Origin of the sequence: Promicromonospora sp. NPDC050262 (assembly GCF_040655935.1) — a bacterium.
Classification (GTDB): Bacteria; Actinomycetota; Actinomycetes; order Actinomycetales; family Cellulomonadaceae; genus Promicromonospora.
This window is the reverse complement of record NZ_JBFAKX010000004.1, coordinates 390,923-403,748: the sequence shown is the minus strand read 5'-3', so window position 1 is coordinate 403,748 and position 12,826 is coordinate 390,923. Positions and strand designations below refer to the sequence as shown.

Annotated in this window: 14 protein-coding genes; 6 read left to right on the top strand and 8 right to left on the bottom strand. The window is 73.9% G+C overall.

Going from position 1 to position 12,826, the window contains the following annotated elements; all coding sequences use genetic code 11:
• Window positions 1-530 (bottom strand): hypothetical protein (locus AB0I29_RS09290; RefSeq protein WP_357480679.1); only part of this gene is annotated, 530 nt, incomplete at its 3' end.
• 209 nt (window positions 531-739) lie between these two features.
• On the opposite strand from AB0I29_RS09290, the gene AB0I29_RS09285 reads away from it, so the two are divergent.
• Window positions 740-1,345, top strand: a complete 606-nt coding sequence (locus AB0I29_RS09285; protein WP_357480676.1) for an isochorismatase family protein — start codon at window positions 740-742, stop codon at window positions 1,343-1,345.
• Window positions 1,342-2,304 carry a DJ-1/PfpI family protein gene (locus tag AB0I29_RS09280; RefSeq protein ID WP_357480673.1) on the top strand — a complete coding sequence of 321 codons (963 nt, stop codon included), beginning with the start codon at window positions 1,342-1,344 and terminating at the stop codon, window positions 2,302-2,304. The genes AB0I29_RS09285 and AB0I29_RS09280 overlap by 4 nt, the downstream gene beginning before the upstream one ends.
• Window positions 2,305-2,316: 12 nt before the next feature.
• On the opposite strand, the gene AB0I29_RS09275 is transcribed toward AB0I29_RS09280, so the two are convergent.
• Entirely contained in the window at window positions 2,317-3,117 is an 801-nt protein-coding gene (locus AB0I29_RS09275; RefSeq protein WP_357480670.1) for an SDR family oxidoreductase, read from the bottom strand.
• 86 nt (window positions 3,118-3,203) lie between these two features.
• Between AB0I29_RS09275 and AB0I29_RS09270 the strand changes: the two genes are divergently transcribed.
• Window positions 3,204-4,055, top strand: a complete 852-nt coding sequence (locus AB0I29_RS09270) for a helix-turn-helix transcriptional regulator (RefSeq protein ID WP_357480667.1) — start codon at window positions 3,204-3,206, stop codon at window positions 4,053-4,055.
• Window positions 4,056-4,080: 25 nt separating this feature from the next.
• On the opposite strand, the gene AB0I29_RS09265 is transcribed toward AB0I29_RS09270, so the two are convergent.
• The gene (locus AB0I29_RS09265) at window positions 4,081-4,467 is read right to left on the bottom strand and encodes a DUF1304 domain-containing protein (RefSeq protein WP_357480664.1); all 387 of its coding nucleotides are present in this window, start codon (window positions 4,465-4,467) and stop codon (window positions 4,081-4,083) included.
• 131 nt (window positions 4,468-4,598) lie between these two features.
• On the opposite strand from AB0I29_RS09265, the gene AB0I29_RS09260 reads away from it, so the two are divergent.
• The gene (locus AB0I29_RS09260; protein ID WP_357480661.1) at window positions 4,599-5,627 is read left to right on the top strand and encodes an AraC family transcriptional regulator; all 1,029 of its coding nucleotides are present in this window, start codon (window positions 4,599-4,601) and stop codon (window positions 5,625-5,627) included.
• On the opposite strand, the gene AB0I29_RS09255 is transcribed toward AB0I29_RS09260, so the two are convergent.
• From AB0I29_RS09255 to AB0I29_RS09245, 3 genes are all read right to left on the bottom strand, one after another.
• Window positions 5,526-6,704 carry an MFS transporter gene (locus AB0I29_RS09255; RefSeq protein WP_357480658.1) on the bottom strand — a complete coding sequence of 393 codons (1,179 nt, stop codon included), beginning with the start codon at window positions 6,702-6,704 and terminating at the stop codon, window positions 5,526-5,528. The genes AB0I29_RS09260 and AB0I29_RS09255 overlap by 102 nt on opposite strands.
• Window positions 6,705-6,776: 72 nt before the next feature.
• Complete coding sequence (locus AB0I29_RS09250; RefSeq protein WP_357480655.1) at window positions 6,777-7,421, bottom strand: DedA family protein; 645 nt, start codon at window positions 7,419-7,421, stop codon at window positions 6,777-6,779.
• 61 nt (window positions 7,422-7,482) lie between these two features.
• A complete protein-coding gene (locus tag AB0I29_RS09245) occupies window positions 7,483-7,920 on the bottom strand; it encodes an Lrp/AsnC family transcriptional regulator (RefSeq protein ID WP_285102503.1) in 438 nt (145 codons plus the stop codon).
• 102 nt (window positions 7,921-8,022) lie between these two features.
• On the opposite strand from AB0I29_RS09245, the gene ddaH reads away from it, so the two are divergent.
• Window positions 8,023-8,910: a dimethylargininase gene (gene ddaH, locus AB0I29_RS09240; RefSeq protein WP_357480652.1), complete on the top strand. Its 888-nt coding sequence runs from the start codon at window positions 8,023-8,025 to the stop codon at window positions 8,908-8,910.
• On the top strand, window positions 8,907-9,935 hold the full coding sequence (locus tag AB0I29_RS09235) for an ornithine cyclodeaminase (protein ID WP_357480649.1): 1,029 nt from the start codon (window positions 8,907-8,909) through the stop codon (window positions 9,933-9,935). The genes ddaH and AB0I29_RS09235 overlap by 4 nt, the downstream gene beginning before the upstream one ends.
• A 75-nt stretch (window positions 9,936-10,010) precedes the next feature.
• On the opposite strand, the gene AB0I29_RS09230 is transcribed toward AB0I29_RS09235, so the two are convergent.
• The gene (locus tag AB0I29_RS09230; RefSeq protein WP_357480645.1) at window positions 10,011-11,513 is read right to left on the bottom strand and encodes a M81 family metallopeptidase; all 1,503 of its coding nucleotides are present in this window, start codon (window positions 11,511-11,513) and stop codon (window positions 10,011-10,013) included.
• On the bottom strand, window positions 11,510-12,787 hold the full coding sequence (locus AB0I29_RS09225) for an ROK family transcriptional regulator (protein ID WP_357480642.1): 1,278 nt from the start codon (window positions 12,785-12,787) through the stop codon (window positions 11,510-11,512). The genes AB0I29_RS09230 and AB0I29_RS09225 overlap by 4 nt, the downstream gene beginning before the upstream one ends.
• Window positions 12,788-12,826: the final 39 nt, after the last annotated feature.

The following is a 12,826-nucleotide window of genomic DNA, read 5'->3' as shown; positions in this document are numbered from 1 at the left end:
TGTTGGGTCAGGCTGGTGCCGCGGGCCATGAGCTTGTTCGCGTCGGTTTGCGGGATGCGCAGGCGGGCGCTGATCTCGGCTGCGGCGGTGGTGTGTTCGGTGGTCCAGCCGCGGCGTCGGGCGATCTCGCTGGTGGCGCGGGACTGCATGGCGGTGGCCCAGGAGATGATGTCCTGCCACCGCGCCGCGACATCCAGCAGCTCGGCGTCATCGGTGTCCGCCACCTCGACCCGCGTCAGGGCATCGACCAGAACCGCACCCACCGGCAGGCCGGCGAGTTCTGGCAGCGAGGCCAGATCCGCAGTCTCGGTCCGCCTGATCGGCGCGTCGACGAGATCGCTCACCGTCGCATGTGTGCTGAGCCCATGGCCCGGCCAGGTCACTGTGGCAGCCGGCAGGGATCCCTCGCCGCTCAGGGCCTGCGCGCTCCAGCACAGCGTGTGGAACGACGTCGTCGTGCCCGCGGGGGCCGCTGGCAGCGCGGCGAGGGCGCGCTCGACGGTGGTTGCGGGGCTGCCTGTTGTCTCCACCCTGGCTCCCTTCGCCGATGAACTAGGAGAACAAGATGTCCTTGCGTCGAATATATGTTCGATATGGAGCTACCGCACCCCCAGGTCCAGATCTGTGGACAACCTCGGCCGTCGGCAACCGAGCGGCCCACCGGCCGTGACCGGATCCGTCCGCCCCACGACCTGATCCAGCCTCCCGCACGGGCCGCGCCGGGGACCAGACTGGGGTCATGAGCAGAGCACTGATCGTCATCGACGTCCAGGAGTCCTTCCGCGTGCGGCCGCTGTGGGCCGAGACCCTCAACCCTGGGGTCGCGGAACCCGTCAACCGGCTGGTCGACCTCGCCCGAGCGGCCGGCGACCTCGTGGTCTGGGTGCTGCACACCGAGCCGGGGTCGGGCAACCCGTTCGACCCCGCGACCGGTCACGTCCGCCTGTTCGAGGAGCTGAGCGAGCCCCTGCCCGGCGAGCCGCTGCTGCGCAAGACCTCGCACAACGCGTTCACCACCACCAACCTCCAGCAGATCCTCACGACCCACGGCGTGGGCGAGCTGCGGATCTGCGGCATCCGGGCGGAGCAGTGCGTGGAGACCACCACACGCGTCGCCTCCGACCTCGGCTACGACGTGACGTTCGTCAGCGACGCGACCACGACCGACCCGCTGGGCCGGTTCAGCGCCGCCGACATCCTCGAGCGCACCGAGACCGTGCTCCGTGACCGGTTCGCGCGCATCGCGACCGTCGCCGAGCTCGAGTCCGAGGACCAGGGCGAGTCCGAGGACGAGGCCGGGACCGAGTCCACGGCACAGGCCGAGGTGGCAGCATCGACGGTGTGACCACCGTCGTCTTCCTGCTCCTGCCCGGGGTCCACCTGCTCGACCTGGCGGGCCCCGCGCAGGCGTTCTTCACGGCCGGGGACTTCGGCCACCGCTACGACCTGCGGTACGTCTCCGGCGCCCCGGCCGAGGCCAGCGCGCCCGGTGGCACCCCGAGCGGCACCGCGCCCGACGCCGTCACGGTCGCCTCCGCGCAGGGCCTCCCCCTGGTCGCGGGCACCGACTGGCCGGCGCTCGGCCCGGACGACCTCGTCGTCGTCCCCGGGTGGCGCGTGGGCGACGACCCGCAGGCCTGGCCCCGCCTGACCTCCCGGACGCGCGAGCGGCTCCGCGCCCACCACGCGGCGGGCGGCACCGTGGCCAGCGTGTGCGCGGGCTCGGACGCCCTCGGCCAGGCGGGGCTGCTCGACGGCCGGCGCTGCACCACGCACCACGCCGTCCAGGACGCGCTGGCGGCGCGGCACCCGCGGGCGCACGTGGTGCGGGACGTCCTGTTCACCACCGACGACGGCGTGGTCACCTCCGCGGGCATCGCCAGCGGCATCGACCTCTCGCTGCACCTGCTCGCGATGCGGCACGGCCCGGCGCTGGCCGCCCGCGTGGCCCGGGAGATGGTCGTGTACGCCCGCCGGAACGGGACGGAGCCGCAGGCCAGCGCGATGCTGCGGCACCGGTCGCACGTGGACGACACGGTGCACCGGGCCCAGGACCACATCGACGAGCACTTCGCGCGGACCTTGCCGCTCGCCGACCTGGCCGCGCGGGCCGGCGTCGCCGAGCGCACGCTGACCAGGGCGTTCACCCGGGCCACCGGCGTCACGCCCCTGCGCTACCAGCAGCTGCTGCGGCGCGAGCGCGCCGAGCACCTCATCGGGCAGGGAGCCACGGTGGAGTCCGCCGCGCGGACCGTCGGCTTCGAGGACTCCCGGTCGCTGCGTCGCCTCCGCGAGACCCGCTGACGGCGGCACCGATCAGGCGCCCGCGCCGCCGTCGACCTGGAGCACGGCGCCCGTGACGTAGGACGCGCGGTCGCTGAGCAGCCAGGCCGCGGCCTCGGCGATCTCCTCGGGCCGGGCACCACGGCGCAGCGGGATGCCAGGGGCGAGCTGGTCCATCAGTCCGGGCGTGTACTCCTCCCAGGTCTGGATCATCCGCGTGTGGGTGCCGCCGGGGGAGACGGCGTTGACCCGGATGCCCTCCGGTCCGTAGGTCACGGCCGCGGACTCGGTGAGGCTGTTCAGGCCCCGCTTCATCGCACCGTAGGCGGGCAGCACGGGGTTGGCCCGCAGGCTGCCGATGCTGGTGTTGTTGACGATCGCACCCCGGCCCGCGGTCGCCCGGATCGCCGCGATCTCGGCCACCATCGACAGCCACGGCCCGCGGAGGTTCACCGCGTAGAGGTGGTCGAAGTCGGCCTCGGAGACCTGGTCCAGCGGTGCGGGCTCCGTGAACGCCGCGCCGTTGTTGAAGGCGACGTCGAGGCGGCCGTAACGCTCGACCGCCCGGTCGACGGCGGCGCGCACGCTGCCGGCGTCGGCCAGGTCGGCCACGGCGTGGTCCGCCGTGCCGCCCGCCGCCCGGACCTGGTCGGCCACGGCACCGAGCTCTGACTCCGTGCGCGCCGTGAGGAACACCGCGGCGCCCTCCCGGGCGAAGAGGCGGGCCGCGGCGGCACCGATACCCCGCCCGGCTCCGGTGATGAAGGCGACCTTGCCGGCGAGCAGGCCGGCCCCGGTCGTCGTGGTGGTTGCTCGTGTGGTCGAATCGCTCATGCCGACGAGCGTGCGCCGGCTGCCGAGGGCCATCCAGGCATCGCGGGTACCTGGCTACGGCCATGCCGCCTGCCCATACTCGGGGTATGGACAGAGCCGAGCTCGCGACGTTCCTGCGGTCCAGGCGCGAGCGCATCGCGCCGGCCGACGTCGGGCTGCCCGCAGGGCAGCGGCGTCGGACGCCGGGGCTGCGCCGCGAGGAGGTGGCCCAGCTCGCGTTCATCTCGACCGAGTACTACACCCGCCTCGAACAGGCGCGCGGCCCGCACCCGTCGCGGGAGGTGCTGTCCGGGCTGGTCCGGGCGCTGCGCCTGTCCGACGCCGAGCGTGACCACCTGCACGACCTCGCGGACGTGCCGCCGGGTCTGCCGTCGGGTCCGCCGCGCGAGGTGCGGCAGAGCATCCTGGACCTCCTGCACCGGCTGCCCTTGTCGGCGGTGTTCGTGACGTCGGCCGCGCAGGAGGTGCTCGCCTGGAACCAGCTCGCGGCGGCACTCATGGAGGACTTCTCGGCGACGCCGCGGCGCGAGCGCAACCTGTTGCGGCGGGCGTTCCTGGGCGTCGACGCGGACGAGCGACGGCTGTTCGGGGTCTCGGACCTGGACGAGTTCCAGCAGGCCTCGGCCCGCCGGCTGCGCACCGCGCTCGCCCGCTACCCCGACGACCCCGAGCTCGCCGCGCTCCTGGAGGAGCTCCTGCGCGGCAGCGACCGGTTCGCCCGGCTGTGGGCCGTGGGGGACGTGCAGGTGGCGCCGGTGCTGCGCAAGACGTTCCGGCACCCGCTGGTCGGCCCGGTGACCGTCAACTGCGACGCGCTCGACATCGCCGACCGGGACCAGCACGTGGTGATCTACACCGCCGACCCGGGATCGTCGTCGGAGGAGGCGCTCCGGCTGCTGTCGGTGCTCGGCACGCAGCGGATGGACGTGACGGCCTGAGCGCGCAGGGCCTCGGGGGACGCCGTCAGACCAGCAGCCCGATGACCACGGCGACCACGCCCAGCAGCGGGACCACGCCCTGCTTGAGCGCGGCGCTGCTCTTGCTCGGGTCCGAGACGATCAGCACGAGCGACGCCGCGACCATGGAGCCCGCGCCCGCCAGCACGAGCGCGGAGCCCGCCGCCGTCGACCCGGTGGCCGTCAGGACGATGCCCACCGCCGTGACGATCGCGAGGAACAGGTTGTAGTACCCCTGGTTCAGGGCGAGCGGCCTGGTCACCTCGGCCTCCTCGGCGCTCATCCCGAAGGTCGCGAGGGTGCGCTTCTCGGTCCAGGCGAAGGACTCCAGGTAGAAGATGTAGACGTGGATGAGTGCCGCGACACCCGTGAGCACAAGTCCGGCGATCAGCAAGGTGGTGCCCTTCGTTCCCTGGTCCGGGCGCGGGTCGCGGCCGGGTGATCGGCAGTATGTCAGCACCCCGCCCGGCCGGCCCTGGGAATAGCCGGCGCGTCCAGATGGCTCCGTCTCGTATGGAGTGGGAGATGACGACGCTGACGCGCGAGCGGCTGTCCGCCGGTGACGTGCGGTCCCGGCCGGGCGCCCTGTGGGCCGTCGTGCTCGCCGGCGCGGCCACGCTGGAGACCGCCGGCGCCCGCCACCGGGTCCTGGCGGGCGACGCGGTGCTCGTCGACGCCCGGACCGCGCACCGGCTCGTGGCCGACGACGAGACCGACCTGGTGCACGGCGACCTGCGGCCCGCGGTCCCGTCCGCGGCGCTGCCGAGCCCGCTGGTCGTCCGCGGGTTCGACCAGCGGCAGCGCGGCGTCGTCGCGCTCGTGACCGCGTGCCCGCTCGACGCGATCTCCAGCCCGGCCCCGTTCGCCGCGAGCTACGCGGGCCTGGTCGGGGCGGCGATGGCGGCGCTGTGGCACGAGACCGTGACGCCCGCCGGCAGCGCCGGCGGAGCTGCCGGCGGAAGCGCCGGCGCGGGAGCCGCAGGGACGGGCATCGAAGGCGTCGCCACCGCCGACACCCAGGTCGCCGACGTCGTCGCGGCGCTCGCGGACCGTCCCGGCGAGCCGTGGACCCTCGACCGGATGGCGGCGCTGGTGCACCTCTCGCGCTCGGCGCTGACCGAGCGCTTCCGCCGGGCCACCGGGCACAGCCCGATGCAGATGCTGCGGGAGGTGCGCATGCACCGGGCGCGCACGCTCCTGATCGACCGGTGCCTGCCGGTCACGCGCGTCGCGTTCGAGGTGGGCTACGGCTCGGTCGCGGCGTTCAGCCGGGCGTTCACGTCCGACCACGGCCTCTCGCCGCTGGCGTGGCGGGCCGGGCCGGACCAGGCGGCGTCGTCCGCCGCCTGGACCGGCCCGAACACGAACCAGGCCCAGCTTTCGGCCCGGACCCGGACCCCGGCCCGGCCCCGTCAGGCCCGGCCGTGGGTCCCGTCGGCCCCGCTCGGCCCGTCAGGTGCGGGGTACCCGCAGGAACGCCCAGCCGAGTCCCGCCGCGACCGCGGCGGCCGCCCCGACCAGCATCAGCGGCCGGACGCCGTGCCCGTCCAGTAGCACGCCGCCCAGCGACGAACCGGCCGTGATGGCGATCTGGAACGCGGTGACCTGCAAGGACATCGCCGACTCGGCCCGCTCCGGCTCCACCCGCGTGACCCAGAGCTGCGTGATCACCGGCACCATGCTGATCGAGAAGCCCCACAGCACCACCGCCACGGCCAGCACGGGCACCGACGAGGCGAACGCCGTCAGCACCAGGCCCGCGGCCAGAGCGACCGGGGCCGCGGCTGCCAGCGGCCGCAGCCACCGCGCGAGCACTCCGGCGAGCACCGTGCCCACCGTGCCGCCGATGCCCCAGGCCAGCAGCATCCACGTGGTGGCGGCGGGGTCCACCCGCTCGATGGCGATGCGGATGTACGGGTAGGCGGTGAAGTTGGCGAAGGCGACCAGCACCACGCAGCCGATGCCGGCCATCAGCCGCCCGTTGCGCAGCGCCTCGCGGAGCATCCGCAGGCCCGCGGTCGGGTGCGGCGGCACCGAGGGCAGGCTCAGGCCGAGCACGACGGCGCCGAGCGCGGTGAGGACGGCGACGCCCCCGAACGTCGTCCGCCAGCCGACGGCGTCACCCACCACGGAGGCCAGCGGGATGCCGACGACGGTCGCGATGCTGGTGCCGAACGCCAGGGCGGACGAGACCACGTGGTCCTTGCCGGGCACGGCCCGGGTGCCGGCGCCGAAGGCGAACGACCAGTAGCCGGCGAGCGCGATGCCGAGCAGGAGCCGGCCGAGCAGCAGCACGGCGAAGCTGGGCGCGAGGGCGACCGCGAGGTTGGACACCGCCGCCGCGACGAGCAGCGCGACCAGCACGGTGCGCCGGTCCGCCCGGGGGAGCAGCACCGCGATGCTCGGCGCGGTGAAGGCCCCGGCGACGGCCGTGGCGGCCACGGCCAGCCCGGCAGTCCCCTCGCTCACGCCGACGTCGGCCGCCAGCGCGGGCAGCACGCTCGCCGGCAGGAACTCGCTCAGGACCACCATCGCGATCCCGAAGGAGAGGGCCACGACGGGTGTCCAGGTCGGGTTGCCCGACGGCGGGGCCGCAGCGGGGTTGCGCTGCGTGGTGGTGGTTGTGCTCATGGGAACCACCCTGAGCGCCCGCCGCGCCGTCCGGTTGATCGTGCGGCGGGTGCTGTTGACCGGACGGCGCGACTACTCGACCTCGGCCGGGCGGCGGCCCGCGCGGTCGTGGCGCCACGCGCGGATCCCCGCGACGACCGACGCCGCGATGACCACGCCCGCCACGACGTACGCGACGGGGCGCACCGACGGGTCCGACGCCGCGTAGTAGCCGAGCACCGTGATGAGCACGCCCCAGCTCACCGCGCCGAAGATGTTCGCGGTGAGGAACCGCAGGTAGGACATCCCGCCGATGCCCGCGATGACCGGCACGAACACGCGCGCCCAGGGCATGTACCGGCCGATCACCACCGACCACCAGCCGAACAGCTCGTAGAACCGCTCGGTGCGCACCACGGTGGCCTGCACCCAGCGGCCCTTGCGGGTGCTCAGGTACGGCCGCCCGTACTTCCGGCCGAGCAGGAACGCGACCTGGTCGCCCGCCACCGCGGCGACGCCGACGCCGATCGCGAGCACCCAGATGTCGATCCGGTCGGTGCTCCCGGCCACGATCCCCGCGCCGAACAGCAGCCCGTCCCCGGTGAGGAACGGGATGAAGACGCCGACGAAGAACGCCGTGCCGACGAACACCAGGCCCCAGACGACCAGGTAGAAGGCGAGGGGTCCGAGCACGTCGAGCCAGCCGGCGACGTCGTCCGAGACGGCGGTCCTGATCATCGAGGGCGCCCTCCGGTGCCGTGGGGGAAGCGTTGGTGAGGACAGCCTAAGCTGCGCCGCCTCACGCGCCGGGCCGGTCCACCACCCGGGACATCACCAGCGCCGTGCGGGTCTTGACCACGTGCGTGACGGTCCGGATGCGCTCCACGGTGCGCTCGATCTCCTCCATGCTCGTGGCCATGACGTGCACGATCGCGTCGGCGTCGCCGGTCACGGTCGAGACGCGCACCACCTCGGGGATGGGCGCGAAGTCGCGCTCCAGCACCTTGGGTGACACGATCCCGGAGCAGAAGATCTCGACGTAGCCCTCCAGGATCCAGCCCATCGCCTGCGGGTCCACCCGCACGGTGAAGCCGGCGATCTCCCCGCGGGCGAGCATGAGGTCGACCCGGCGCTTCACGGCGGGCGCCGAGAGCCCCACCACGCTGCCGACCTCCTGGTACGTGGCACGCCCGTCGCGCAGCAGCTCGCCGACGATCGCCCGGTTCACGGCATCCATGAACGAATCGTTCAATACTCGCTGCGATTGCGCAAGAATCCGCGCCTGGATACGCAACGGATGCCTGCCTGTTGTGAATCGGTCCGGCCGTAATCTCGCGCCATGACGCAGACCACCGCGCAGCGGACCGCCACGCCGCGGCACTACCTCATGTGCCCGCCCACGTACTTCGACGTCGTCTACGCCATCAACCCGTGGATGGACCCGTCCTCTCCTGTCGACACCGCCAAGGCCCTCGCCCAGTGGGAGGCCCTGCGTGACGCCTACGAGGCGCGCGGTCACAAGGTCGACCTCATCGAGCCCGAGCCCGGCCTGCCCGACATGGTCTACGCGGCCAACGGCGGCATCGTCGTGGGCGGACGGGCGCTCGCCGCCCGCTTCACCTACCCGGAGCGCGCGGCCGAGGGCCCGGCGTACGACCGCTGGTTCGGCACGCCCGCCGCCGAGGGCTACCGGCGCCTCGGCGAGTCGGCCGAGATCATGGAGGGCGAGGGCGACCTGCTGACGATCGGCAAGCTGCTGCTCGCCGGCACCGGCTTCCGCACCACGCCCGCCGGCCACGCCGAGGTGGCCGAGCGGCTGGAGCTCGCGGAGCAGGGCATGGAGCTGGTGCCGCTGGAGCTCGTCGACCCGCGCTACTACCACCTCGACACCGCGCTCTCGGTGCTCGACGACGGCGCCGTCTCCGGCGAGACCGTCGTGGCCTACCACCCCGAGGCGTTCAGCCCGGCCGCGCAGGAGACGCTGCGCACCCTGTTCCCCGACGCGATCCTGGTCGGCGACGACGACGCCGCCGTCCTGGGCCTGAACGTCGTGTCCGACGGCCTGAACGTGTTCCTCAGCGACCGCGCCCGCGACTACGCCGACGCGCTCAAGGAGCGCGGCTTCGTGCCCGTGGGCATCGACCTGTCCGAGATCTTCAAGGGCGGTGGCTCGGTCAAGTGCTGCACGCTCGAGCTGCGCCCCGCCACCACCGAGGAGACCCGATGACCACCGTCCCGTACCTCGACGTCGCCGCCACCGCCCGCTGGGTCGCCCGCCGCGGCCCCGAGGCCGCCATCGCCGCGCTGACCGACGCCCTGGACCGCGACTTCGCGCGCTGGCCCGAGCTCGACAAGCGGCCGCGCATCGCGTCGCACTCGGAGCACGGCGTCATCGAGCTCATGCCCACCTCCGACGCCGAGACCTACGGCTTCAAGCTGGTCAACGGCCACCCGCTCAACCCGGCCAACGGCTTCCAGACGGTCACCGCGATCGGCATGCTGGCCGACGTCGGCAACGGGTACCCGACGTTCCTCGCCGAGATGACGCTGCTCACCGCCCTGCGCACGGCGGCGACGTCGGCCCTGGCCGCGCGCTACCTGGCCCCGGCGAACTCGCGCACGCTCGCCCTCATCGGCTGCGGCTCGCAGGCCGAGTTCCAGGCCCTCGGCATGCGCGCCGAGCTCGGCATCGAGACGCTGCGCGTCTTCGACGTCGACCGCGACGCGATGGAGAAGCTGGCGAAGCACGCCAAGGCGCTGGGCTTCGACGTCGTCCTGGCGGACGACGCCGCCGACGCCGTGCGCGGCGCCGACGTCATCACCACGTGCACCGCCGACAAGCAGAACGCGACCGTGCTGCACGACGCCGACGTGACCGGCGGCGTCTTCATCAACGCGATCGGCGGTGACTGCCCGGGCAAGACCGAGCTGGACCCGGCGATCGTCGCCCGGGCGAGCGTGTTCGTCGAGCTCCCGGAGCAGACCCGCATCGAGGGCGAGATCCAGCGCCAGGCCGCCGACTTCCCGGTGACCGAGCTGTGGCAGGTCGTCACGGGCGCGGCGCAGGGCCGCCGGAGCCAGGACGAGCTGATCGTGTGGGACTCCGTCGGCTTCGCCGTCGAGGACTGGACCGCGCTGAAGTTCGTGCTGGAGGACGTGACGGCGAACGCGCCGGAGCTGCTCCAGCACCTGGACCTCATCGCGGAGCCGGAGAACCCGAAGGACCTGTTCTCCCTGGTCGCGGAGGCCTGACCCCGCGACCTCGTTGAGTGCTGGATATTCGCCCTTCTGGCACACAGAAAAGGGCGAATATCCAGCACTCAACGGTCAGAGGAGTTCGGCGTGGAGCGGTGGTTCCGCGCCGAAGGTGTGGAACGGGTGGGTCGGGACCGTCAGGCGGTGGTGGCCCAGGCGGAGCAGGTCCTGGTCCACGCCGCCCGGGGTGAGCATGAGCATCCAGTCGGCCGCCATGTCGTACAGCTCGGGCTCCAGGTAGCCGATCTTCACCACGACGACGTCGGTGCCGCGCGGGTCCAGGCCGATCGTCGTGAAGTCGCTCTCCAGGTGGTACGGCTTGCGGCGCTCGGTGAGGATCACGCGCAGCCCGCCCACGCACACGACGGCGACGATGCCGGCGTCGGGGTCGCCCTCGCTCACGTGCTCGACCACGCCCGTCAGGCGGACCGGCCCGTGCGGGCCGTCGTCGACCCGGGCGCCGGCCTCGACGTCGACCGCCGCGCCGGGGCCGGCCGACGCGAACGTCGCGGCGACGGACCGCGCCGCCGCGGCGTCCGGCAGCGAGGCGTAGATCGCGGTGCTCCCGCCCTCCTCGACCGGACGGGCGAAGGCCGGCTCCGCGAGGAGCCGGGCGAGCGTCCACGTGACGTCGCCCGCGCCGCCCGCAGTGGGGTTGTCGCCCGAGTCCGACAGGAAGTACGGCCGCGCGTCGCTCGTCAGGGCGGTCGCCACGCACTCGTCGTACGGGGCGGCGGGCGCGACGAACGCGAAGTCGTCCCGCGCGTCCCAGTACTGCCGGGCGAGCTGCTCGGCCTCGCGCACGATCACCTCCTCGTCGTCGCCCGTGACGACGACGGCGGCGCGGCAGCTCGGCTCGTCGGCCCACGCGTACCCGACCCAGAGCGCCGCGTCGACGACGCCCGGCAGGTCGGCCACGCGGGCGACGTCGGCGTAGATGGACGCCGCGGGCTCGATGCGGGTGCTGGTCTTCTCGCCCGGCAGCAGCACGGGGACCTGGAGCCAGGCCTTCTTCGGCGCTCCGCCCGCGCGGAGCCGCGCGAGCAGGTTGGTCGCGGCGCGCTCGCGGGTCTCCCAGGCGTCCTCGTGCGGGGCCATGCGGTAGCAGGTGATCAGGTCGCTGGCCTGGGCCAGCTCGCGCGGCACGTTGCCGTGCAGGTCCATCGTGGTGCTGATCAGCGTCCGGGGGCCGACGACGGCGCGCACTGCCGCCGCGAGGTCGGACTCGGCGTCGTCCCGGCCCACCACGGTCATCGCGCCGTGGATGTCGAGCAGCAGGCCGTCGTACGGCCCGTGCTCCGCCTGCTGGTCGCGCAGGGTCGCAACGATCTCGTCGCGCACCGACTCGTAGACCTCGGCGGGCACGGCTCCGCCGGGCAGTGACCGGGCGTGCAGCACGCCGGTCCACTCGGCGGCGTCGCGCAGGGGAGCGCCGTCGGCGAGGAACGGGTAGTGCTTCACCAGCTCGTCGCCGCGGCGCAGGGTGAAGGCCTCCCACCCGGAGCGGTGCGGGGAGAACGTGCTGGACTCGATCGACATGCCGGCGATCGCGACCCGCGGGCGGGGGTTGGTCATCGTGGTCCTTCCGACGCTGTGGGAGAAGGTGATGGGGACGGTGCAGGAGACGGCGTGGTGGTGAAGGCGTGCGGGACGAGCGCGTCCTCCAGCAGGCGGCCCACGCCCACGAGGTTCGCGTCGGCGCCCAGCCCGGACGGCGCGATCACGAGGTCGCGGGTCATCAGAGGGTGGGCGCCCTCGTAGATCTGGCTGCGGATCGCCGAGACGAACGGCTCCAAGGTCGACAGCGCGCCGCCCAGGTACACGGCGCCGGGGTTGAAGAAGTTGACCACCGTGCACAGCGCCGCGCCGAGGTGCCGGCCCGCGGTGCGGGTCAGCGTGGTCGCCACGGGTTCGGCGTCGCGCACCAGGGCGAGGACGTCGGCCGTCCCCGCGACGTCGTACCCCTGCTCGTTCAGCAGCCGCACCAGGGCGGCGCCCGAGGCCACCGTCTCCAGGCAGCCGCGGTTGCCGCAGGTGCACGGGGTGTCGCCGCCGGCGGGGATGCGGGTGTGCGTGATGTCGCCCGCCGCGCCGCCCGCGCCGCGGTAGAGCCGGTCGTCGACCAGGATCCCGGCCCCGATCGCGCTGCCCGCCTTGACGGAGACGGAGTGCCGGGTGCGCCGGGCGTGCCCGAAGTGCTCGCCGACCGCCATCGCGTTGGCGTCGTTCTCGACGACGGCGGGCACGCCGAGCGCGTCCTCCAGCCAGGAGCCGACGTCGAACCCCGACCAGCCGGGCATCCGCGACGGGCTGTCCAGGGCGCGCTGCGCGACGTCGACGGGCCCCGGCAGGGAGATGCCGACGCCGAGCAGGCGGCCGCCGCCGGGCGCCGTGCCGCTGCCGGTCCCGCCGCTGCCGGATCCGATGCCGTCGGGCGCGGCGACTGTCGCGGCCAGCTCGCGCAAAGCGGCCGTGACCTGCGCCAGGACCGGCTCGGGGCCGTCGCCGATCGCGAGGGCGACCTCCGTGGTCGTGGCCAGCTCGCCGCCGTGCCGCAGGATGCCGAGCCGGGCGTGCGTGCCGCCCACGTCGACCACGCCGAGGTAGCCGGTGCTGCCGGGCACGCGCAGGGCGCGGGGCCGCCGTCCGCCGCTGGACTCGCCCTCGCCGGTCTCCTCCAGCGCGCCGGCGGCGAGCATCGCCTGCACCCGTTGGGAGACGGTGGACGGCGCGATGCCGAGCGACTCGGCGATCTCCTTGCGCGAGCGGGCGCGGCCGCTCGACACGAGCACGAGGATCTCCCGCTCGAGCCGCGGGGCGGCGACTCGGGGACGCGTGGGCTGGGGCACGGGCCTCCTCCAGGCTGGGTGCGGAACGCGGACGTGGGT